Annotated in this window: 20 protein-coding genes; 14 read left to right on the forward strand and 6 right to left on the reverse strand. The window is 71.8% G+C overall.

The window, feature by feature from the left end; genetic code table 11:
- The first annotated feature begins 154 nt into the window (after window positions 1-154).
- The 3 genes from ADK65_RS05015 (at window position 155) to ADK65_RS05025 (ending at window position 2972) form a co-directional block, all read left to right on the forward strand.
- Complete coding sequence (locus ADK65_RS05015) at window positions 155-2053, forward strand: CASTOR/POLLUX-related putative ion channel (RefSeq protein ID WP_053668564.1); 1899 nt, start codon at window positions 155-157, stop codon at window positions 2051-2053.
- A 159-nt stretch (window positions 2054-2212) separates the two neighbouring features.
- Window positions 2213-2383: a DUF5670 family protein gene (locus tag ADK65_RS05020; protein ID WP_010043305.1), complete on the forward strand. Its 171-nt coding sequence runs from the start codon at window positions 2213-2215 to the stop codon at window positions 2381-2383.
- 97 nt (window positions 2384-2480) lie between these two features.
- Entirely contained in the window at window positions 2481-2972 is a 492-nt protein-coding gene (locus tag ADK65_RS05025; protein ID WP_053668565.1) for a hemerythrin domain-containing protein, read from the forward strand.
- 87 nt (window positions 2973-3059) lie between these two features.
- Here the strand turns inward: ADK65_RS05025 and ADK65_RS05030 are convergent, their stop codons facing one another.
- Entirely contained in the window at window positions 3060-3803 is a 744-nt protein-coding gene (locus tag ADK65_RS05030) for a DUF4436 family protein (RefSeq protein ID WP_234352793.1), read from the reverse strand.
- Window positions 3804-4435: 632 nt separating this feature from the next.
- Between ADK65_RS05030 and ADK65_RS05035 the strand changes: the two genes are divergently transcribed.
- From ADK65_RS05035 to ADK65_RS05070, 8 genes are all read left to right on the forward strand, one after another.
- Window positions 4436-5551, forward strand: a complete 1116-nt coding sequence (locus ADK65_RS05035) for a Gfo/Idh/MocA family protein (RefSeq protein ID WP_053668566.1) — start codon at window positions 4436-4438, stop codon at window positions 5549-5551.
- The gene (locus ADK65_RS05040) at window positions 5548-6471 is read left to right on the forward strand and encodes a PmoA family protein (protein WP_053668567.1); all 924 of its coding nucleotides are present in this window, start codon (window positions 5548-5550) and stop codon (window positions 6469-6471) included. The genes ADK65_RS05035 and ADK65_RS05040 overlap by 4 nt, the downstream gene beginning before the upstream one ends.
- Entirely contained in the window at window positions 6465-7229 is a 765-nt protein-coding gene (locus tag ADK65_RS05045; RefSeq protein ID WP_053668568.1) for a cupin, read from the forward strand. Before ADK65_RS05040 ends, ADK65_RS05045 begins: the two co-directional genes overlap by 7 nt.
- 77 nt (window positions 7230-7306) lie before the next feature.
- Entirely contained in the window at window positions 7307-8590 is a 1284-nt protein-coding gene (locus tag ADK65_RS05050; RefSeq protein ID WP_053668569.1) for an ABC transporter substrate-binding protein, read from the forward strand.
- A complete protein-coding gene (locus ADK65_RS05055; protein WP_053668570.1) occupies window positions 8587-9525 on the forward strand; it encodes a carbohydrate ABC transporter permease in 939 nt (312 codons plus the stop codon). Before ADK65_RS05050 ends, ADK65_RS05055 begins: the two co-directional genes overlap by 4 nt.
- Complete coding sequence (locus tag ADK65_RS05060; protein ID WP_053668571.1) at window positions 9522-10382, forward strand: carbohydrate ABC transporter permease; 861 nt, start codon at window positions 9522-9524, stop codon at window positions 10380-10382. The genes ADK65_RS05055 and ADK65_RS05060 overlap by 4 nt, the downstream gene beginning before the upstream one ends.
- Window positions 10383-10387: 5 nt before the next feature.
- Entirely contained in the window at window positions 10388-10987 is a 600-nt protein-coding gene (locus tag ADK65_RS05065) for a hypothetical protein (RefSeq protein WP_053668572.1), read from the forward strand.
- Window positions 10988-11096: 109 nt separating this feature from the next.
- Window positions 11097-11549, forward strand: a complete 453-nt coding sequence (locus ADK65_RS05070; protein ID WP_053668573.1) for a phospholipase — start codon at window positions 11097-11099, stop codon at window positions 11547-11549.
- 102 nt (window positions 11550-11651) lie between these two features.
- On the opposite strand, the gene ADK65_RS05075 is transcribed toward ADK65_RS05070, so the two are convergent.
- Entirely contained in the window at window positions 11652-12353 is a 702-nt protein-coding gene (locus ADK65_RS05075; RefSeq protein WP_053668574.1) for a phosphatase PAP2 family protein, read from the reverse strand.
- A gap of 135 nt (window positions 12354-12488) precedes the next feature.
- Here ADK65_RS05075 and ADK65_RS05080 point away from each other — a divergent pair, with 135 nt between their 5' ends.
- Window positions 12489-13145 (forward strand): class I SAM-dependent methyltransferase, encoded by a 657-nt coding sequence (locus ADK65_RS05080; protein WP_053668575.1) that lies wholly within the window; start codon window positions 12489-12491, stop codon window positions 13143-13145.
- Between the two features lie 12 nt (window positions 13146-13157).
- Here the strand turns inward: ADK65_RS05080 and ADK65_RS05085 are convergent, their stop codons facing one another.
- Window positions 13158-15407 carry a heavy metal translocating P-type ATPase gene (locus ADK65_RS05085; RefSeq protein WP_053668576.1) on the reverse strand — a complete coding sequence of 750 codons (2250 nt, stop codon included), beginning with the start codon at window positions 15405-15407 and terminating at the stop codon, window positions 13158-13160.
- 3 nt (window positions 15408-15410) lie between these two features.
- The gene (locus ADK65_RS05090; protein WP_053668577.1) at window positions 15411-15623 is read right to left on the reverse strand and encodes a heavy-metal-associated domain-containing protein; all 213 of its coding nucleotides are present in this window, start codon (window positions 15621-15623) and stop codon (window positions 15411-15413) included.
- A 202-nt stretch (window positions 15624-15825) separates the two neighbouring features.
- On the opposite strand from ADK65_RS05090, the gene ADK65_RS05095 reads away from it, so the two are divergent.
- A complete protein-coding gene (locus tag ADK65_RS05095; RefSeq protein WP_053668578.1) occupies window positions 15826-16785 on the forward strand; it encodes a hypothetical protein in 960 nt (319 codons plus the stop codon).
- A 1-nt stretch (window position 16786) separates the two neighbouring features.
- On the opposite strand, the gene ADK65_RS05100 is transcribed toward ADK65_RS05095, so the two are convergent.
- Both ADK65_RS05100 and ADK65_RS05105 read right to left on the reverse strand, forming a co-directional pair.
- Window positions 16787-18613 (reverse strand): glycoside hydrolase family 15 protein, encoded by a 1827-nt coding sequence (locus ADK65_RS05100; protein WP_053668579.1) that lies wholly within the window; start codon window positions 18611-18613, stop codon window positions 16787-16789.
- A gap of 66 nt (window positions 18614-18679) precedes the next feature.
- Window positions 18680-19459, reverse strand: a complete 780-nt coding sequence (locus ADK65_RS05105; RefSeq protein ID WP_053668629.1) for a DeoR/GlpR family DNA-binding transcription regulator — start codon at window positions 19457-19459, stop codon at window positions 18680-18682.
- Window positions 19460-19593: 134 nt separating this feature from the next.
- Between ADK65_RS05105 and ADK65_RS05110 the strand changes: the two genes are divergently transcribed.
- Window positions 19594-20475: an SIS domain-containing protein gene (locus tag ADK65_RS05110; protein ID WP_053668580.1), complete on the forward strand. Its 882-nt coding sequence runs from the start codon at window positions 19594-19596 to the stop codon at window positions 20473-20475.
- Window positions 20476-20479 lie beyond the last annotated feature (4 nt).

Raw genomic sequence — 20479 nt, forward strand, 5'->3', positions numbered from 1 at the left:
AATGAAAGCGCGGCGAACGGCGTCGGTCGCCGCGATCGAGCCTCCACACTGCGACTGCAGATCCACAACCGTGCTCTCCGGCCGTCCTGTTCGGTGCATCGCGCACGCGGCACCGGCCGGCCGCACGAGAGCCCGGGGCGACGGAGGGGGAAGGGTGGCGCAGCGGCGCACCGCTTGGGGTGACCGGGTCCGTTACTGGTTCGACAGCACGCTGGCCCGTGGTGCCTCCGCCCTGGTCGGCTGGATGGCGCTGCTGTGTCTGGCCGTCGTGGTCCCGGCCAGCGCGCTGGTGGTGTGGACCGACCCGCACGCTCCCAAGGCCCTGCCCGACCGGCTGGCACAGGTGTGGCGCCTCACGGGGGAGACCCTGCGGCTGGGCGGGACGACCGGCACGCCGCTGCGCGTGACGATGTCGGTGCTGCTCGCCCTGGTCGCGCTGCTGTACGTCTCGACGCTGGTCGGTCTGATCACGACGGCACTCACGGAGCGGCTCACCGCGTTGCGGCGCGGCCGCTCGACCGTGCTCGAACAAGGGCACGTCGTGGTCCTGGGCTGGTCGGAGCAGGTGTTCACGGTCGTCGGCGAGCTCGTGGCCGCCAACGCCAACCAGCGGCGTGCGGCGGTGGCGGTGCTGGCCGACCGGGACAAGACCGCGATGGAGGAGGCACTCGGCACGAAGGTGGGCCCCGTCGGCCGGACGCGGCTGATCTGCCGCAGCGGCCCCACCACCGACCCGGCCGTGCTCACCCTGACCAGCCCGGCGACGGCCGGTGTCGTGCTGGTCCTGCCCCGCGACGAGCCCGACGCCGATGCCGAGGTCGTCAAGACGCTGCTGGCGCTGCGGGCGGCCCTGGCCGGAGTGGAGAACCGCCCGCCCGTCGTCGCCGCCGTCCGGGACGACCGCTACCGGCTGGCCGCCGGCCTCGCCGCCGGCCCGGGCGGTGTCGTCCTGGAGAGCGACACCGTCACCGCCCGGCTGATCGTCCAGGCCGCCCGCCGTCCCGGGCTCTCCCTCGTCCACCAGGAGCTCCTCGACTTCGCCGGCGACGAGTTCTACCTGGTCGCCGAAGAATCCCTGACGGGCCGCCCGTTCGGCGAGGCGCTGCTGTCCTACCCGACGTCCAGCGTCGTCGGGCTGGTACGCGGCGACACCCCGCTGCTCAACCCGCCGCCGCAGACGACCGTCGCCGCGGGCGATCTGCTCATCGTCATCTCCCGCGACGACGACACGGCCTGGCCGGGGGAGTGCGGGCAGTGGGTCGAGAAGGCGGCGATGGCCTGCGGACCGGCGACGCCCGCGCGGCCGGAGAGGATCCTCCTGCTCGGCTGGAACCGCCGGGCGCCGCTCATGGTCGAGCAACTGCGTCGCCGGGCCCGGCCCGGGTCGGTCGTCGACGTCGTGGCGGACGGTTGCGAAGCCACGGTCCGGCAGGTGCGCGAGTCCGGAGCCCCCGATGGCACCGATCTGGCCCTGACCCTCCACCTGGGGGACGTCACCCGCCCCGAGACCCTCCGGCGTCTGGACGTGCACTCCTACGACAGTGTGATCGTCGTGGGTGAGGACCCCGCCGCCGGACATCCCCCCGACCGGCCCGACGACCGCACGCTCGTCACCCTGCTGTTGTTACGACAGCTGGAGGAAGCCTCCGGGCGCGAACTCCCCGTCGTCACCGAGCTGGTGGACGACCGCAACAGGGCGCTGGCACCAATCGGGCCCGGAGCCGACGTGATCATCAGCGGAAAGCTCATCGGCCTGCTCATGGCACAGATCTCCCAGAACCGGCACCTGGCGGCGGTCTTCGAGGAACTGTTCTCCGCCGAGGGCATCGGCATCCGCCTGCGGCCGGCCGGCGACTACGTGCTGCCCGGGTGCGAGACGGCCTTCGCCACCGTCGTGGCCGCGGCACGCGGGCGGGGCGAGTGCGCCATCGGCTACCGCAGCCACGCCGACGCCTCCACGAGTCCGGGGTACGGCGTGCGGGTCAACCCGCCCAAGTCCGAGCGCCGTCGCTGGACGGCCGACGACGAGGTGATCGTGGTGGGGACGGACTGAGAAGAGGCCGTTGCGGGTGCCGGGGGGCTCAAGCATGAGACGCAGCCGGGGTGCTGACGGCAGCGATTCACGTTCCCGTGATCCTTGTGAAGAAACATGAAAATTCGACTGTGTGTTCGTCTGTCGGTGGGGCACCAGAGGGAGCGGAGGTTGATGACTATGGTTCCCCTGCTTCTCGTCCTGCTGCTGGCCCTGATCCTGTTCGGTGCGGGCTTCGCACTGAAGGCCCTGTGGTGGATCGCGGTGATCGTGCTGGTCCTGTGGCTGCTCGGCTTCGTGCTGCGCACCGCGGACAGCGGTGGCCGTAAGGGCCGCTGGTATCGCTGGTAGACCGGCGGACCGACGGCATGTCGGTGGCGAGCAGATCGTCAGGAATGGGGTAGACGAAAGTGACCCGAAGATCTCCCAGGAAAGGCGTTCCATTTCCATGGCCGACACGAAAGACGTCGTAGAACTCATCCTTCAGGATCACCGGCGCATGGAAGACCTCTTCCGTCGGATGCGGAGCGTCGAGGACGACCGGGCAGGAGCCCTGCGCGAGTTCGCGGACCTGCTGATCGCACACGCGCAGGCCGAGGAGGCCAAGGTCTACCCGGCGCTCAAGCGGTACAAGAACATCGATGACGAAGAGGTCGAGCACGGCGAGCACGAGCACGACGAGGGCAACGAGGCCCTCCTGGAGCTCCTCGAGGTCGAGGAGGTCGGCTCCGAGGAGTGGGACTCGAAGCTCGAGGAACTGGTCCAGGCCGTGACCCATCACGCCGACGAGGAGGAACGCACCATCCTCAACGGGGCGCGGGAGAACGTGGCGATGGAGCGGCGCGAGGAACTCGGCGTGGCGTTCTGGCAGGAGCGTGAGCGCCAGTTGAAGGCCGGGTGCGGTTCCGTGGAGAACGTACGCAAGATCGTCGAATCCTGACCTTCCTGGCCGGCCCTGTGGGGCACCGCCCGCTGGCGGTGCCCCACAGGGCCGGCCGCCGTCGTGGTCCGGGTGAGGTGGAGAGTCCTAGGCGGGGCGGTCGTCACCCGCCCGCAGAGCGGTGCGGATGCCCACGGTGACCACGATGATCAGGCACACGGCGATGACGGTCTCGGCCCAGAAGAAGGCGAACCAGTCCATCACGCACCCGATCGGCGGTGTACCGGGGGCCGTGTTGCGGAACGCCGCGAGAGCGAACAGCGTGGCGGCCATCCACGCGAGGGCCGGCCAGACCAGACCCTGCCTGCGCATCGTCAGGAACCAGGCCCCGAGAAGCACGGACGTCGCCAGCGCCCACATCACGACCATCATGAAGACCGCGAAGACGAGCAGGCTGCCCGAGCGGGACAGCCTGAGCCCCAGGACGGCCTCACGCCCGGAGGACGGGGGTGTCACGGCGATGGAGAAGAGGGTGTCGTTGTTGGAGAAGAGCATCCGCACCGGCACCGGCTCGCCACCCAGCACCGCCCAGAACTCGATGTCGGTGTCATAGGTGTCGAAGGGGTAGTCGCTGATCGACCCACCCGTCAGCGCGACCTGCACGTCCTTGGGCGCGAGCCGCTCGTGCGCCGCGAACGCCAGGTCGCCCAGGGTCGCCACGGATGTCTGGAGGCGGAGATCGGCCACCGGGGCGGTCCCTTCCGCTGCACCCAGAGCTCCGCGGGGGCGGACCCGCACCCGCAGGACGAGTTCTCTGGCCGCGGCGTCGACGCTCTGTGCGGTGACCTCCACGTCCACCCGGTCGGCGGCCCCGGATCCGACGGTGTGCACCTTGTCCTTCGCCTGCCGCTCGGTGAACTGCAGCCATGACCCACGGACACCGCCACCAGGATCAGGACCGCGAGGGGGAGCAGGACCATCAGAACGGATGTCCCGGAGCGGCGGGGGTGGGGCGGTGGTGCGGGCGCGGCCATGGTGACTCCGAGCAGGTGGGCCGGGCACGGGGCTTGTCCCGCCCGGCGTCGGGAGCGGACCCGTCGCCCGCGCGGTTGGGGAGGCCTGCCGGCGCGGCGGGCCGCACGCTCACCCTGTGATCGCAGACGGCCACTGTAGGTGCCGCCCGGCCCGGCCCCGCCCCACGAACCGCCGGACCTCCTGGCTGCCCGAGTCTCCCGCGCGCGCCGGACAGTCGACCACGGCGAGGGCGGCGCGGCGTGCGGCTCCCTCACTCCGGCTGCCCGCCGGTGCCCGGTGGGGCCGTCCCGAGCGGACAGAGGGGGGAACGCCGTTTCCATGGCGCGGGCTACGACCCGTATCTGCGCCCCAAGCTGGGGCGATGCTCTGGCAGACCTTGTGCAGGTCACTGCAGGGGGGTTGTCCAGACATTCTCTCCCGCCTAGGGTCCTTTCCGAGTGCAAGCGCTTTCCAAGCGCCTGTCCGCCGGTTGTCCGAGGAGCCCCCGCATGTCCCTGTCCCCCACCCGCCGCCGCGTGGCCGTCGTCGGCACCGGAGCCATCGTCAGCGGCAGCCACCTGCCCGCGCTGCGGGCCCACTCCGACCGGGTGGAACTGGTGGCCGCCGTCGACGTGGACCAGGAGCGCCTCGACGCCTTCCGCGAACTGGCCGGTGATCAGGTCGCCGGATACACCTCGGTCGACGCGATGCTGGACGCCGTACGCCCCGACCTGGTGCTCATCGGTACGCCGCCCTCGCTGCACCGTGAACAGACGGTGGCCGCGCTGAAGGCCGGCGCCTGGGTGCTGTGCGAGAAGCCGCTCACCCTGTCGCTCGCCGAGTACGACGAGATCGCCGCCGCCGAGGAGGCCTCCGGCGCCTACGCTTCGGTCGTGTTCCAGCACCGCTACGGATCCGGCGCCGTACACGCCCGTGAGCTGATCACCAGCGGCGAGCTGGGAGCACCGCTCGTGGCGCACTGCCAGACCACCTGGCACCGGGACGCGGCGTACTACGCGGTGCCCTGGCGCGGGAAGTGGGCCAGCGAGGGCGGCGGCCCGACCATGGGCCACGGCATCCATCAGTACGACCTGCTGCTGCACCTGCTCGGAGAGTGGGAGGAGATCCGCGCGATGGCCGCGCGTCTGGTCCACGACACCGAGAGCGAGGACGTCTCCACCGCGCTGGTGCGCTTCCGCAGCGGCGCCCTCGCCACCGTCGTCAACAGCGTGCTCTCCCCGGACGAGGTGAGCCGCATCCGCATCGACTGCGCCGACGCCACGGTCGAGCTGACCCATCTGTACGGCCACAGCAACGACAGCTGGGTCTACACCCCCGCCCCGCACGTCGCCTCCGAGCGGGCCACCGCCTGGCGCACGCCCGCCGGTGACGTGCCCAGCTCGCACACCGCTCAGCTGGGCGCATTGCTCGACTCCTTCGACGCCGGCACCCGGCCACCGGGCAGCGGCCACGACGCCCGCGCCACCCTCGAGTTCGCCGCCGCCCTGTACAAGGCGGCCTTCACCGGCCGCTCGGTGCAGGCGGGGGAGATCGGCCCCGGCGACCCGTTCTACGAGGCCATGCACGGCGAGTACCCCGACTGGGCCCCCAAGGAGCGCGCATGACCATCCGCGTCACCCACACGCACGGCGAGGACATCGCCGTCACCGCAGGCGGCACGGAGATCCTCCGCTACGTCTACCGCCCAGACCCGGACCCCTTCGAGTCCCGCAAACCCTACGCCCACCCCGTGCGCACGCTCTCGGGCCGTACCGTCACCGGCTACCGCCCGAACGACCATCGCTGGCACAAGGGCCTGCAGATGACCGCGAGCCATCTGTCCGGGCAGAACTTCTGGGGCGGCAACTGCTACGTACACGGCCAGGGGTACCTCCGCCTGCCCGAGCGCGTCGGCTCGATGCGGCACGACGGTTTCGCGGACTTCACCGTCGAGGACGACCGCCTCGCCTTCACCGAGAACCTCACCTGGATCGAGAACGGCGGCGAGGAGTGGGCCCGCGAGGTGCGCGGACTGACCGTCCATGCGGTGGACGAGGAGGCCGGATCCTGGGTCCTGGACTGGTCGATCCACCTCACCAACACCCGCTCCGAACCCCTGGCCTTCGGCTCCCCGACCACCGCGGGCCGCGAGATGGCCGGTTACACCGGACTCCAGTGGCGCGGCCCGCGCGATTTCACCGGCGGCACGGTCTTCGCCCCGGACGCCGACGCCGACGCGGGCAACCTGATGGGCACCCAGGGCCCCTGGCTCGCCTTCACCACCGAGCACGACGACGTCGACGGCCATTCCACTCTGATCTTCGCGCACGCGCCCGAGAACCTTGACGGGACGTCCCCGATCCACGAGTCGCACTGGTTCGTCCGCTCCGAACCGTTCCCGACGGTCGCGTTCTCCTGGGCGTTCTTCGAGGAGTTCGAACTGCCGCCGGGGGAGTCCTTCGGGTACCGGTACCGCATCGTCGTCGCCGACGGCGCCTGGGACCGCGACCGCGTGGGCGCACACCTGAAGGGCCTGGCGTGGTGAGCGAACACGAGCCGACGGGTCTTCCGCACCCGCTGCCCGGGGCGATCGGCCTGTCCCACCTGAGCGCCTACGACTGGGAGGCCGCCGACGGCGTCTGCGGCGGCAGCCCGCACCTGCACCTGGTGTGCACGGAGGCGTACGTCGTCACCGGCGGCCGGGGCGCGGTCCAGACACTGAGCCCGGACGACTACCGGGAGATTCCCCTCGAAGCCGGCTCCCTCGCCTGGTTCACGCCGGGCACCGTGCACCGCATGGTGCAGGGCGGCGACTTGCGCATCACCGTGCTGATGCAGAACAGCGGCCTGCCCGAGGCCGGGGACGCGGTGTTCACCTTCCCGCCCGAGGTGCTCGCCGACCCGGAGAAGTACGCCGCCGCTGCCGCCCTCCCGCCCGGTACCGGACCCGAGACGGCCGCGGCGGCCCGGCGCCGCAGGGATCTCGCCGTAGAGGGGTATCTCGTCCTGCGCGAGGCCCTCGTCGCCGGTGACAACGGCCCGTACCTGGAGTTCCAGCGGGCCGCCGCCCGGATCGTGCGCGACAAGGTGCCCACCTGGCAGGCCCTGTGGCGGGAGGGTGCACGGGCCACCGCCGAACGAACGGGCGCCCAGCTCGACGCCCTGGCCGCCGGCGATCCCGCCTACCTCGGCGGGGCCACCGCCCACGAGGCGGCGCCCACCCGGCTCGGCGGCTTCGGCATGTGCGGCCGGCGAGACGAGTACACGCTGCCCGGCACCACGCTGCCGTACCAGGGAGAGTAGCGGCAGGGAGCTGTCGAGGGGACCTGAAGCTCTGAGGGGGGCTCAACCGAAACTCCGTCGAGAGGAGTGACGTCGGCATGCCCGGACACAGGACAAAGGGGTTCTGCGCGTCGGCCGCCGCACTGGCACTGTGTGCCGTGCTGGCGGGTTGCGGAGGATCCGGCGAGTCCGCGGGCGGCGGCAAGGTCGTGCTGCGCTACACGTGGTGGGGCAACCCCGACCGCGCGGCACGCACCGAGCAGGCCGTCGCGCTGTTCGAGAAACAGCACCCGGACATCGACGTGGCGACGTCGTTCTCCGGCTACGACGCCTACAAGCAGAAGCTCGCCACCCAGGCCGCCGGCGGTGACGCCCCGGACGTGATGCAGCTGGACTATCGCCAGATCGACCAGTACGCCTCCGGTGGAGTCCTGCTCGACCTGGCCGAGCAGAAGTCCGTCCTGCGTACCTCCGAGATCGACCCGGGTCTGCTCGCCACCGGCCGTGTCGACGACGTGCAGTACGCGATCCCGCAGGGCCGCGGCACCGAGACCGTCGCCTACGACGTCCGGACGTGGAAGCGGTCGGGCGTCCCCCTGCCCGGTGAGAGCTGGACCTGGAGCGAGTGGGCCGACACCATGCGGGCCCTCGCGAAGAAGACGGGCAAGCCCGGGGCGACCGACCCCGGCCAGAGCGAGGACGCCTTCGAGGTCTGGCTGCGCGGCCGGGGCAAGGCCCTCTACACCGAGGACGGACGACTGGGCTTCACCGCCGGTGACCTCACACGCTGGTGGACCTTCACCGACCGGCTGCGCCGCGAGGGTGCCGTCTCGCCCGCCGAGCAGACCACCCAGCTCGACGGCTCCGTCGAGAACACCCCGCTGGGACGCGGCACATCCGTCACCGACGCCAACTGGGACGCCCCGGCCAGCGGCTTCGCCGCCCTCGTCGAGGGGGGCGTCGCCCTCGCCCCGATGCCGTCCGGCGAGGACGGCACACCCGGCCAGTACTTCAAGCCGTCCATGTTCGTGGGGGTCTCGGCCGACACCGGCCACCCGAAGGAGGCCGCGCGGCTCGTCGACTTCCTGATCAACGACCGGCAGGCCGCGAAGATCCTCGGTGCGAGCCGCGGCATCCCCGTCAACGAGACGATCCGCGACGAGGTCGGCCCGCAGCTCAAGGACTTCGACAAGACCATCGCCGACTACCAGGCATCCCTGGAGGGCAAGCTCAAGGATCCGCCCCAGGCGCCGCCCTCCGGCGACAACGCCCTGCAGAGCACCTTCCAGCGCGACTACGACCAGGTGTCCTACGCGCGCATGTCGCCCCGCGAGGCGGCCGAGAACTACGTCACCGAGGCGAAGGCGGAGTTGAGGCCATGACCACCACCGCTGTCCCGGCGGAGGCGAGGCGCGCCCCCGCCGCCGCCCCGAAGCGCCGCCCCCGGCGCGAACGCGAGGGCGCCGCCTGGGTGTTCCTCTCGCCCTGGGTGCTCGGCGCGATCGTCCTGACGCTGCTTCCGATGGCCGTGTCGCTGTACCTGTCGTTCACCGACTACGACCTGTTCAGCCCGCCGCGGTGGGTGGGCCTGCGCAACTACGCGCAGATGTTCACAGAGGACCCCCGCTACTGGCGTTCGGTCGCGACGACCCTGACGTACGTCGCGGTCGCCGTGCCCCTGCAACTCGCCCTCGCCCTCGCCGTCGCGCTCGCCCTGAAGGGCATGAAGCGGGGCAAGGGCTTCTACCGCTCCGCGTTCTATGCCCCATCCCTGCTCGGCGCGTCGATGTCCATCGCGCTGGTCTGGCGGGCGGTCTTCAACGACGGCGGCCCCGTCGACAGCCTGCTCGGCACCGGCGGGTGGGTGAACAAGCCCGGCTGGGCGCTGCTGGCCGTGGCCCTGCTGACGGTGTGGCAGTTCGGCGCGCCGATGGTCATCTTCCTCGCCGGGCTCCAGCAGATTCCCGCGGAGCTGTACGAGGCGGCGGCGTGCGACGGAGCGGGGAAGTGGCGGCAGTTCCTGTCCGTCACCGTGCCGATGCTGTCCCCGGTGCTCTTCTTCAACCTGGTTCTGCAGACCATCCAGGCGTTCCAGGTGTTCACGCCCGCCTTCGCGGTCAGCGCCGGCAAGGGCGGACCGGCCGACTCGACGCTCGTCTACACCATGTACCTCTACGACCGCGGATTCGTCGCCTCCCACATGGGCTACGCCTCCGCCATGGCCTGGGTGCTGCTCCTCGTGATCGGCGTCGTCACGGCGGTGCTGTTCCGCACCTCGCGCTCCTGGGTCTTCTACGCCTCCGAGGGGGACCGGTGACCTCGACGACCGCAACAGACAAGCCCGTTCGGTGGGGCCGTGCCGCCGTACACCTCGGCTGCCTGGCCGCCCTGCTGGTCATGCTGTACCCCCTGGCCTGGCTCCTGGCCACCTCGCTCAAACCCGCAGACGAGGTCATAGCCAGCCTCGACCTGCTGCCCAGCCGCCTGGAGTGGTCGAACTACGCCACCGCCCTGGACGGCGTCAACGACGTCTCCATCTGGCGGCTGCTCGGCAACTCCCTGCTGATCGCGGGCGGTGCGGTCCTCGGCAACGTCATCAGCTGCTCGCTCGCCGCCTACGCCTTCGCGCGGCTGAGGTTCCGCTTCCGCGGGCCGTTGTTCGCCTTCATGATCGCCACGATCATGTTGCCGCACCACGCGGTGCTGATCCCGCAGTACATCATCTTCAACCAGCTCGGCCTGGTGAACACCTACTGGCCGCTGATCCTGCCGAAGTTCCTCGCCACCGAGGCGTTCTTCGTCTTCCTCATCGTGCAGTTCATGCGCGGTCTGCCGCGCGAGCTGGAGGAGGCGGCCCGGATCGACGGCTGCGGGCCGTTCCGCAGCTTCTTCCAGGTCGTGCTGCCGCTCACCCGGCCGGCCCTGATCACCACCGCCATCTTCACCTTCATCTGGACCTGGAACGACTTCTTCACCCAGCTCATCTACCTCTTCGACCCGGAGAAGTTCACCCTCACCCTGGCGCTGCGCTCCTTCGTGGACGCCTCCAGCACCTCCGCGTTCGGCCCGATGTTCGCCCTGTCGGTGATCGCGCTGCTGCCGATCGTGCTGTTCTTCCTCGCCTTCCAGCGGTTCCTGGTGGAGGGCATGGCGAGCTCCGGACTGAAGGGCTGAGCGGGATGACCACAAGGGACACGGGCGAGGTGTTCGGCCCGCGCATGACCCTGTTCGCCGATGTGCTGAGCGTCGGCCTGGCCGCGGCGGCGGCCTGCCTGCCCCTGGTCACGGTCCCGGCCGCACTGTCGACGGCGTGCGCCGTGCTGCGGGGGGCGGGACTGGACCAGCCCGTGACGGCGGGACGGTACTTCGCCCTGCTGCGGCGGCGGTTGCGGGCCGGTGACCTGGTGGCGGGAGCCGTCGCCCTGGCGGGTCTGCTGGTGTTCGCCGCCGATGTGGCGCTGGCCGCGGCAGGGCTGCCGGGAGCACCGCTGTTCGCGGTGGCGGCCGCGGTGATCGGCACGGGCGCGGTGGTGGTCGGGCTGCGGGCCTGCGGCCGCCCCGAGTCGCTCACCGACTGGCGGGCCGCGGTGCGCGGGGCCGGCCGGGACGCCGTGACGGATGCGGGGGGCAGCGGCCTGGTCCTGCTCGCCGTCGCGACGGCGGTGCTGTGCGCCTGGATGCTCCTGCCGCTCGCCTTTCTCGCTCCCGGGCCACTGGCACTGGCGCTCACGGCCGTCGACGTACGCCGTTCCGCTGCCGTTCTCCCGCATCAGCCGTGACTCAAGCGGCTCTTGAGGCCTTCAGGTGTGAGCACCGGCAGGAGGTGGTCATTCTCTTGTCATGAACCTGCGACTCGATGGGCGTGTCGCAGCCTCGTGGAGGTGTGGGATGCACCGCAGACTCGCAACCGGTCTTGCCGCCTCAGCTCTGGCACTCGTCACCGTCGTGGGTACCGCCACGGCCGCGAGCGCCGTTCCCGCCGACAAGCCCCAAGTGCTCGCCAACTGGACGCAGACCAGCGCGTCGAGCTACAGCGGCTGGGCCGCCGCCCGGGCGAACCAGGCCGCCTGGACCGCGTACGCCTTCGACTGGTCGACCGACTACTGCAGCACCTCGCCGGACAACCCGTTCGGCTTCCCGTTCTCGATGTCCTGCGCCCGCCATGACTTCGGCTACCGCAACTACAAGGCCGCGGGCACCTTCAGCGCCAACAAGTCCCGGCTCGACAGCGCCTTCCACGAGGATCTGAAGAGGATCTGCGCGGCGTACAGCGGCGGTACCAGGACCTCGTGCAACTCCACGGCCTGGACGTACTACCAGGCTGTCAGGGCCTTCGGCTGACGGCTCCTCTCCACGGGCCGGCCGGGCGCACGCGGTTGCTCGCGCCCGGCCGGCCCACGACTCGTCGGCGCGGGCGGGGCCTCACGCCGTCCGGCCCACGACTCATCCGCGGGAGGGGCCGCCGATGCTGATCCGCGGCCACGAACGGGCCGCCGTGAGAAGGGCCTGGGCCCTTGCCGACGGGGTGGCGGCCGCCGCCGCCAGGGCCGCCGCCGCGCTCGCGATGCCGAGCACCGCACCCGCCGCCACGTCACCCGGGTAGTGCACGCCTGTGTGGACACGGGAGTAACCGACAGCGCTCGCCAGCGCGCCGAGCGGTACCGCCGCGGGCGGCAGGACCACGCCGACGGCGGTCGCGAAGGCGACCGCCGACGCCGTGTGCCCGGACGGGAACGAGGCGGAGGTCGGCATCTTGACGTGCCGGTCCACCGTCACCCGGGCCGCCTCCCGGTCCGGCCGCGCCCGGCGCACCAGGCGCTTGCCGAGCAGGTTGGCGGAGGCCGAGGCCACGGCGATCGCGCCGACGCCGGCGAGGGCGGCCTTGCGCGGCCGCTTCCCGGCCAGGGCCAGGGCGGCGGCGATGCCGAACGAGATCTTGGAGTGGTCGGCCGCGTGCGACAGGTGGCGCAGCGTCCGGTCCAGGGTCGGCGTGGGGGTGGCGGCCACCGCCGCGTACAGGGCGCCGTCCACGGCCCGGAGATCGGCGAACACGGCGCTCAGGAGCCGGCCGGGCCGACTCGTGAGGTCCCGGGTGCGCTGCAGCGGACGGGGGGCGTCCGCGTCGGTGGTCGTCGGATCGTTCATGTGTTTCTCCCCGCAGTGGCCTTCCCAGCAAGGTACCGGCTCGCGCCCGGCGCACGCTCGGCGCCCCTGCGAGCCGGTACCTCCCGAGTGCCCGGACGGCGCACGACCACCCCGGCGAGCCGGAACACTGAGCACATGACTTCGCTGACCCGCCGGGCCCTGCGCGGGCTGGAGCGTTTCCACGCGGCCCGGCCCTGGGACCACAACGCCCACTTCCACCGCTGGATCCTGCGGCAGCTTCCCGAGCGGGTGGGCAGTGCCCTGGACGTGGGCTGCGGCAGCGGCGACCTGGCCAGGCTGCTGACCGGCCGCGCCGCCCGGGTGCACGGGATCGACACCGACCCGGCGATCACGGCCCGGGCGCGGGAGCTGACGCCGGTGGCTGCCCCCGTGACGTACACGGTGACCGACGCGACGACCGGCCTCGGCGACCGGTCGTACGACGTCATCACCTGCGTCGCCGTCGTCCACCATCTGCCGTTCACCGAAGCCCTCGAGACTTTTCGTGACCATCTCGCCACCGGCGGCACCCTGGTGCTCGTCGGCGTGGCCAGGGAGCGCACCCCCGTCGACCACCTGCTCGGCCTCGCGTCGATCCCGCTCAACGTCCTGATGGCGTTGCTGAAGAACCGGGGCCGCCCGGCGCCCCGCCCGGACTCGATGAGCGCCCCCACGCGCCCGGCGGACCTGACCTTCCCCGAGATCGCACGCGAGGCCCGGGCCGTCCTCCCCGGCGTCCGGCTGCGTCGCCGCCTGTTCTGGCGCTACACGCTGGTGTGGCGGCGCCTCTGAGCCGTCGGAGCCTCAGCCGGCGGCCCGGAAGGTGCGCAGCCGCAGCGAGTTGCCGACCACGAAGACCGAGGAGAAGGCCATCGCCGCTCCGGCGATCATCGGGGTGAGCAGGCCGGCCGCGGCCAGCGGCAGGGCCGCCACGTTGTACGCGAAGGCCCAGAACAGGTTGGAGCGGATGGTGCCGAGCGTGCGGCGGGCGAGCCGGATGGCGTCCGCGGCGGCCCGCAGATCACCGCGGACCAGGGTCAGGTCGCCGGCCTCGATCGCGGCGTCCGTGCCGGTGCCCATGGCCAGACCGAGATCGGCCTGGGCGAGTGGCGCCGCGTCGTTGACACCGTCCCCGACCATCGCCACCGACCGGCCCTCGGCCTGGAGCCGCTTGACCACGTCGACCTTGTCCTGCGGGAGCACCTCGGCGACGACCTCCCCGATGCCCACCTCGCGGGCGACGGACCGGGCCACCGCCTCGTTGTCGCCGGTGAGCAGGATCGGCGTGAGACCGAGCGCCCGCAGCCGGCCGACCGCGTCGGCGCTGGTGTCCTTCACCGCGTCGGCCACCTCCAGCACCGCGCGGGCCTCGCCGTCCCACGCGACCGTGACGGCCGTGCGCCCGGCCTCCTCGGCGACCGCCGCGGCCCGGGCCAGCGCCTCGGGAAGCTCCATCGCCCAGTCGGCCAGGAGCCGCTTGCGTCCGACGAGCACCGCGTGGCCCTCGACCACGCCCTGCACACCGAGCCCGGGCACGTTCGCGAAGTCCTCGGGCGTGGGCAGCGTGCCCAGTTTCTCCAGCGCCCCGTCGGCGACGGCCCGGGCGATCGGATGCTCGGAGGAGTGCTCCAACGCCCCTGCCAGCCGCAGCACCTCGGCTTCTTCCGTGCCCTCTGCGGTGCGCACGGCCAGCAGCGTCATACGGCCGGTCGTGACCGTGCCTGTCTTGTCGAGGACGACCGTGTCGACGCGGCGCGTGGACTCAAGGACCTCCGGGCCCTTGATGAGGATGCCGAGCTGGGCGCCGCGTCCGGTGCCCACCATCAGCGCGGTCGGCGTGGCCAGACCCAGGGCGCACGGGCACGCGATGACGAGGACGGCGACCGCCGCGGTGAAGGCGGCCGTCAGCCCGACGCCGTTGCCCAGCCAGAAGCCCAGCGTGCCGAGCGCCAGGGTGATCACCACCGGCACGAACACCGCCGAGATCCGGTCCGCGAGCCGCTGCGCGGCGGCCTTGCCGTTCTGTGCGTCCTCCACCAGCTTCGCCATCCGGGCCAGCTGGGTGTCCGCACCCACCCGTGTCGCACGCACGACGAGCCGCCCGCCGACGTTGACCGTGGCTCCGGTGACCGGGTCGCCCGCGCCCACCTCCACGGGGACGGACTCGCCGGTGAGCATCGAGACGTCCACCGCGGAGGAACCCTCCTCGACCGTCCCGTCCGTCGCGATCTTCTCGCCCGGCCGGACCAGGAAGCGGTCCCCGGCCTTCAAATCCGCGACGGGAAGTGTGGTTTCGCGGCCGTCGTCGCGCAGTACGGTGACGTCCTTGGCGCCGAGCTCCAGCAGCGCCCGTAGTGCCGCGCCCGCCCTGCGCTTGGCGCGGGCCTCGAAGTACCGCCCGGCCAGGATGAAAGCGGTCACCCCCGCAGCGGCCTCCAGGTAGATGTTCCCGGCGCCGTCCGTGCGCTCGATGGTCAGCTCGAAGGGGTGCGTCATGCCCGGGGTGCCGGCCGTGCCGAGGAACAGCGCCCACAACGACCACAGGAACGCGGCCGAGGTGCCCACCGAGATGAGGGTGTCCATGGTGGCCGCGCCGTGCCGTGCGTTGGTGAACGCCGCCTTGTGGAAGGGCCACGCCGCGTACGTCACGACGGGCGCGGCGAGGGCCAGCGACAGCCACTGCCAGTACTCGAACTGCAGCGCCGGGATCATCGCCATGGCGACGACGGGGACCGCGAGCACCACGGCCGTGATCAACCGCTCGCGCAATGGCCGCAGTTCGTCGGCCTCCACGCCCGGGTCGTTCCGCGCGGCCGGGGGAGACGGCTCCCGCGCGGTGTACCCGGTCGCCTCGACGGTGGCGATGAGGTCGCCGACGGAGACCTCCCCGGAGTAGCTGACCCTGGCCTTCTCCGTCGCGTAGTTGACGGTGGCGGTGACCCCGTCCATGCGGTTGAGCTTCTTCTCGATGCGCGCCGCGCACGAGGCGCAGGTCATGCCGCCGATGGCGAGTTCGACCTCGGCGTCCGTGCCGGTCGTCGTACCGGTGCTCATGGCTCAGACCCTCCCGGTCAGCTCGTAGCCGGCCTCGTCGACGGCCTCCGTGATCGCGGCGTCGTCGGGCTCGCCTGCACTGGTGACGGTGACGCGGCCATGGCCGAGGTGGACCTCGACACCGCGGACGCCGTCCAGCTCACCGATCACCTCGGTGAGCGTGGCCTTGCAGTGACCGCACGACATTCCGGAGACGGCGTAGGTGGTGGCGGGCATCGGTTTCCTCCTCAAGACGTTCCAACCATCGCTTGCTGTATACGGGGAGGGGGTATCTCCTCGTCGACCTCAGATATACCCCCATAGGGTATATGATGCAAGTGCGAGACCGGCTTGACTCAATACCCCCCAGGGGTATGGTGAACCGCATGGAGGCCCCCGCATCGAGCGGGAGGCCCGGTATCCGAAGGAGCCGACGGCCATGAACACCGGACTGAGGATCACCACGTTCGCCGCCGCCCTGGCGGCGACCTTCGGCACGACCTACGGCGTCGGCCAGGCGGTCGGCCCCGTCGTCGCCGAAAACCCACCGAAGCACGGGAACGAACACGCAAGGCCCACCCAGGAGCAGGCGGAGGGCGGCGGGCACGCCGGACACGACACACCCCCGGCAGGCGGACTGCAGATCTCCGAAGGCGGTTACACGCTCGACCTGCAAACCCCCCGCGTCACCGCGGGCAAGCAGGCCGACCTGCGCTTCACCGTCCGGGACGCCGCCGGTCGCGCGCTCACCGCCTACCAGCGCGAGCACGACAAGGAACTGCACCTCATCGTGGCCTCACGCGACCTGGTCACCTACCGCCACCTGCACCCCACCCGCGCCGCCGACGGCACCTGGAGCACCCCGGTGGTCCTGCCCCGCGCGGGCGGCTACCGCGTCTTCGCCGACTTCACCCCCGCCGGGAAGGACGCCGGGAACCTCACCCTCGGCGCGGACCTCGCCGCCTCCGGCCCGTACCGGGCCCGGCAGCTGCCGCCCGCGAACACCACGGCCCGCATCGACGGCTACCACGTGAAGCTGGCCGGCACCCTGCGGCCGGGTGCGGCGAGCGAGCTGAAGCTGAGGGTCTCCCGCGACGGCAGGCCCGTCACCGACCTCCAGCCCTACCTCGGCGCGTACGGCCACCTGGTCGCCCTGCGCTCCGGCGACCTCGCCTATCTGCACGTCCACCCCAACGGCGAACCCGGCGACGGCACGACGACTCCCGGCCCCGACATCTCCTTCACGGCCACGGCACCCAGCTCCGGCTCCTACCGCCTGTTCCTCGACTTCAAGCACGAGGGCAAGGTCCACACGGCGGCCTTCACCGTCCACGCCGGGGGAGCGGCACCCGCGTCGGACACCCCCGAGGGGCATGAGGCGGACGGCCACGGTCACTGAGTCAGCCGAGCGCCCGGTCCAGGTTGAAGGCCGCGCTGATCAGCGCGAGGTGCGTGAACGCCTGCGGGAAGTTGCCCTGCTGCTCCCCGGTGTGGCTGATCTCCTCGGCGTACAGGCCGAGGTGGTTGGCGTACGTCAGCATCTTCTCGAAGGCGAGCCGCGCCTCGTCGATCCGGCCCGCGTGCACCATCGCCTCGACGTACCAGAACGAGCAGATGGAGAACGTACCCTCGTCGCCGCGCAGCCCGTCGGGGCTGGAGCGGGGGTCGTAGCGGTAGACCAGCGAGTCCGACACCAGCTCCTCGGCGAGCACGTCCAGCGTCGACAGCCACTTCGGATCGGTGGGGGCGATGAACTTCGTCAACGGCATCATCAGCACCGCCGCGTCCAGCACGTCGCCGTCCTCGTGCTGGACGAAGGCCCGGCGTTCCCCGGACCAGCCCCGGCTCATGATCCGCCGGTAGATCGTGTCGCGGCACTCCCGCCAGCGCGGCAGATCCGCCGGCAGGCCGCGCCGGTTGGCCATCCGGATGGCCCGCTCGATCGCCACCCAGCACATCAGCCGCGAGTACAGGAAGTTCCTGCGTCCGCCCCGCGTCTCCCAGATCCCCTCGTCCGGCTGGTCCCAGTGCGCGCACACCCAGTCCACCAGCGCGCACACGTCGTCCCAGTGGCCGCTGGAGATGGGCTTGGCCCACTTGTCGTAGAGGTAGATCGAGTCGATCAGCGCGCCGTAGATGTCGAGCTGGAGCTGGTCGGCCGCCGCGTTGCCGACCCGTACCGGCGCCGAGCCGTGGTGTCCCTCCAGATGGGCCAGGGTGCGCTCGGGCAGCTCGGTGCGGCCGTCGATGCCGTACATGATCTGCAACGGGCCGGAGACCTTGCCGTCGCCCGGGCTGATGTGCCGGGTCACGAAGTCCATGAAGGCCTCGGCCTCCCCGGTGAAGCCCAGCCGCAGCAGGGCGTAGACGCAGAACGCCGCGTCGCGCACCCACACGTACCGGTAGTCCCAGTTGCGCTCGCCGCCCAGCTCCTCGGGCAGGCTCGTCGTCGGCGCGGCCACGATCGCCCCGGTCGGCGCGTAGGTGAGCAGCTTCAGCGTCAGGGCCGAGCGGTGCACCATCTCCCGCCAGCGGCCCTTGTACCGGGATGCCGACAGCCAGCGCCGCCAGTACGCCACCGTCGCCTCGAACTGCTCCTCCGCCTCCGTGCGCGCACAGCGGCGGGGCGTCACGTCGCCGCCGACCTTGTCGAGCGCGAACACCGCCGTCTCGCCCTCGGTCAACTTGAAGTCGCCCCGCACGTCCGGCCCGTCCGCCTCCAGCGGCACGGTCGCGGTGAGCGCGAGCGCCAGCCCCTCGGTCTCGAACACCGCGGTGTCGCCGGAGAGCCGCACGGTGTGGGACAAAGAGCCGTAGTCGAACCGGGGCGCCACCCGCGTACGGAACGGGATCGAACCCCGCACGCACACCACCCGCCGGATCAGCCGGTGCCGCTCGGTCTCGGCCGGACCGCCGCCGAGCGGCATGAAGTCCTGCACCTCGCCGACCCCGTCCTCGGTGAAGAACCGGGTGATCAGCACGTTGGTGTCGGGGAAGTAGAACTGCTTGGTCCGGGCCGGCACCGACGCCGCCAGTTCGAAACAGCCCCCACGCTCGACGTCCAGGATCGAGGCGAACACGCTCGGTGCGTCGAAGGCCGGGCAGCAGTACCAGTCGATCGTGCCGTCGGTCCCCACCAGGGCCACACTGCGCAGATCACCGATCAGCCCGTGCTCCGCGATCGGCACGTACCGCCGCCCGCCCCGGTCCTCGCCCGCTCCGCCCATGACAGCCTCCCTGCCCGGTAGGCGCCTCAGCCCAAGCCTAGAGCCGCCGCTGCCGGACCGCCGCCGTCAGACCGTGACGACCCGCAGCCCGGCCTCCTCGAAGCGGCGCACCGTCTCCGCGTCGGCCGCCGTGCCCGTGACCAGCGTGTCCACCGCCTCCGCCGCGCAGATCCGGGCGAACGCGCGCTGCCCGAGCTTGCTGGAGTCGGCGGCGACCACCACCCGCTCCGCCCGCTCGCACAGCAGCCGGTTGATCGCCGCCTCGGCCTCGTCGTGCGCCGACGCACCGTGCGTGACGTCGAAGGCGACGACACCGAGCACCGCCACGTCGACGGTGATCTGCCCGAGCACCGCGTCCGCGAGCGGCCCGACCAGCTCGTAGGACTGGGCCCTCGCCACCCCGCCGGTCAGCACGATCTTGAACTGGGGCCGCACCGCCAGCTCGTTCGCGATGTTCAGCGCGTTCGTGACCACGGTCAGGGCGGGAGCCCCGGCCACGAGGTCCCCGCGTACGGCCAGCGCTCGCGCCACCTCGGTCGTGGTGGTCCCCCCGGTCAGCCCGACCGCCTCACCCGGCGCCACCAGTTCCGCCACCGCCTTGGCGATGCGCTGCTTCTCCGAGGCGTGACGGGCCGTCTTGTAGCGCAGCGGCAGCTCGTAGGAGACGCCGTGCACGACCGCGCCGCCCCGGGTGCGCACCAGCATCTGCTGCTCGGCGAGCCCGTCGAAGTCACGGCGGATCGTCGCCGCCGACACCCCGAGCTCCGCCGCCGCGTCCTCGACGTCCAGCCGGCCGCGCTCCACGAGCAGTTCCAGCAGCGCCTTCCAGCGGGCGTCGCGCGACATCCGCACCTCCACGTCTCGATCTCCGGCGACCCTAGCGCACCCCAACCCGCCCGGATGCTTGATGTTGCTCGAAAAGTGTCTATATCTTGCAGGAACAAGCAGGGCGGTCGGGCCGGTGGAGCGGAGGGTGCGGGATGACGCATGTCGAGGACGAACTGGCGAGCCAACCCGAGTGCTGGGAACGCGCGGCGTCGGACGCATCCCGGTTCCTCAAGGTGCTGCCGGCACCGGGGGAGCGGGTCGCGATCGTCGGCTGCGGCACCTCGCTCTTCATGGCGCAGGCCGCAGCGGCCCTGCGCGAGGCCGCGGGCCAAGGGGAGACCGACGCCTTCGCCGCCTCGGAGTTCCCCCACGGCCGCCGCTACGACCGGGTCGTCGCCCTCACCCGCTCCGGCACCACGACCGAAGTCCTGGACCTGCTGGCCCGGTTGAGAGGTGGCACGCGCACCACCGCGATCACCGCCGACCCGGACACACCCGTGATGACGACCGCCGACGACGTCGCCGTGCTGGAGTTCGCCGACGAACGCTCCGTCGTACAGACCCGGTTCGCCACCACGGCCCTCACCCTGCTGCGCGCCCACCTCGGCCTGCACCCCACGACCGCCGTCGCCGACGCGCGCACCGCCCTGGCCGAACCGCTGCCCGAAGGGCTGGTGCGATGCGGGCAGTTCACCTTCCTGGGGCGCGGCTGGACCGTCGGACTGGCCAACGAGGCCGGGCTGAAGATGCGCGAGGCCGCGCTGGCCTGGGCGGAGGCCTATCCGGCGATGGAGTACCGGCACGGACCCATCAGCGTCAGCACCGCGGGCACGGCGACCTGGATGTTCGGGGACGCGCCGGACGGACTCGCCGAACAGGTACGCGGCACCGGCGCCGCATGGATCGCCGGGCACCTCGACCCGCTCGCCGAACTCGTCCGCGCCCAGCGCCTCGCGGTCGCCGTCGCCGCGTCCCGCGGACTGGACCCCGACCGCCCGCGCCACCTCACGCGCTCGGTGATCCTCGCGCCCTGACCCG

Source organism: Streptomyces sp. NRRL B-1140 (genome assembly GCF_001280065.1).
In the GTDB taxonomy this organism is placed as follows: Bacteria; Actinomycetota; Actinomycetes; order Streptomycetales; family Streptomycetaceae; genus Streptomyces.

Bases quoted from the DNA above. Each gene is read 5' to 3' on its own strand.
- ADK65_RS05050 (WP_053668569.1), top strand. From the start codon at position 7,307: ATGCCCGGACACAGGACAAAGGGGTTCTGCGCGTCGGCCGCCGCACTG.
- ADK65_RS05100 (WP_053668579.1), bottom strand. From the start codon at position 18,613: ATGGGCGGAGCGGGCGAGGACCGGGGCGGGCGGCGGTACGTGCCGATC.
- ADK65_RS05090 (WP_053668577.1), bottom strand. From the start codon at position 15,623: ATGCCCGCCACCACCTACGCCGTCTCCGGAATGTCGTGCGGTCACTGC.
- ADK65_RS05085 (WP_053668576.1), bottom strand. From the start codon at position 15,407: ATGAGCACCGGTACGACGACCGGCACGGACGCCGAGGTCGAACTCGCC.
- ADK65_RS05020 (WP_010043305.1), top strand. From the start codon at position 2,213: ATGGTTCCCCTGCTTCTCGTCCTGCTGCTGGCCCTGATCCTGTTCGGT.
- ADK65_RS05025 (WP_053668565.1), top strand. From the start codon at position 2,481: ATGGCCGACACGAAAGACGTCGTAGAACTCATCCTTCAGGATCACCGG.
- ADK65_RS05110 (WP_053668580.1), top strand. From the start codon at position 19,594: ATGACGCATGTCGAGGACGAACTGGCGAGCCAACCCGAGTGCTGGGAA.
- ADK65_RS05095 (WP_053668578.1), top strand. From the start codon at position 15,826: ATGAACACCGGACTGAGGATCACCACGTTCGCCGCCGCCCTGGCGGCG.
- ADK65_RS05065 (WP_053668572.1), top strand. From the start codon at position 10,388: ATGACCACAAGGGACACGGGCGAGGTGTTCGGCCCGCGCATGACCCTG.
- ADK65_RS05040 (WP_053668567.1), top strand. From the start codon at position 5,548: ATGACCATCCGCGTCACCCACACGCACGGCGAGGACATCGCCGTCACC.
- ADK65_RS05105 (WP_053668629.1), bottom strand. From the start codon at position 19,459: ATGTCGCGCGACGCCCGCTGGAAGGCGCTGCTGGAACTGCTCGTGGAG.
- ADK65_RS05035 (WP_053668566.1), top strand. From the start codon at position 4,436: ATGTCCCTGTCCCCCACCCGCCGCCGCGTGGCCGTCGTCGGCACCGGA.
- ADK65_RS05070 (WP_053668573.1), top strand. From the start codon at position 11,097: ATGCACCGCAGACTCGCAACCGGTCTTGCCGCCTCAGCTCTGGCACTC.
- ADK65_RS05075 (WP_053668574.1), bottom strand. From the start codon at position 12,353: ATGAACGATCCGACGACCACCGACGCGGACGCCCCCCGTCCGCTGCAG.
- ADK65_RS05080 (WP_053668575.1), top strand. From the start codon at position 12,489: ATGACTTCGCTGACCCGCCGGGCCCTGCGCGGGCTGGAGCGTTTCCAC.
- ADK65_RS05055 (WP_053668570.1), top strand. From the start codon at position 8,587: ATGACCACCACCGCTGTCCCGGCGGAGGCGAGGCGCGCCCCCGCCGCC.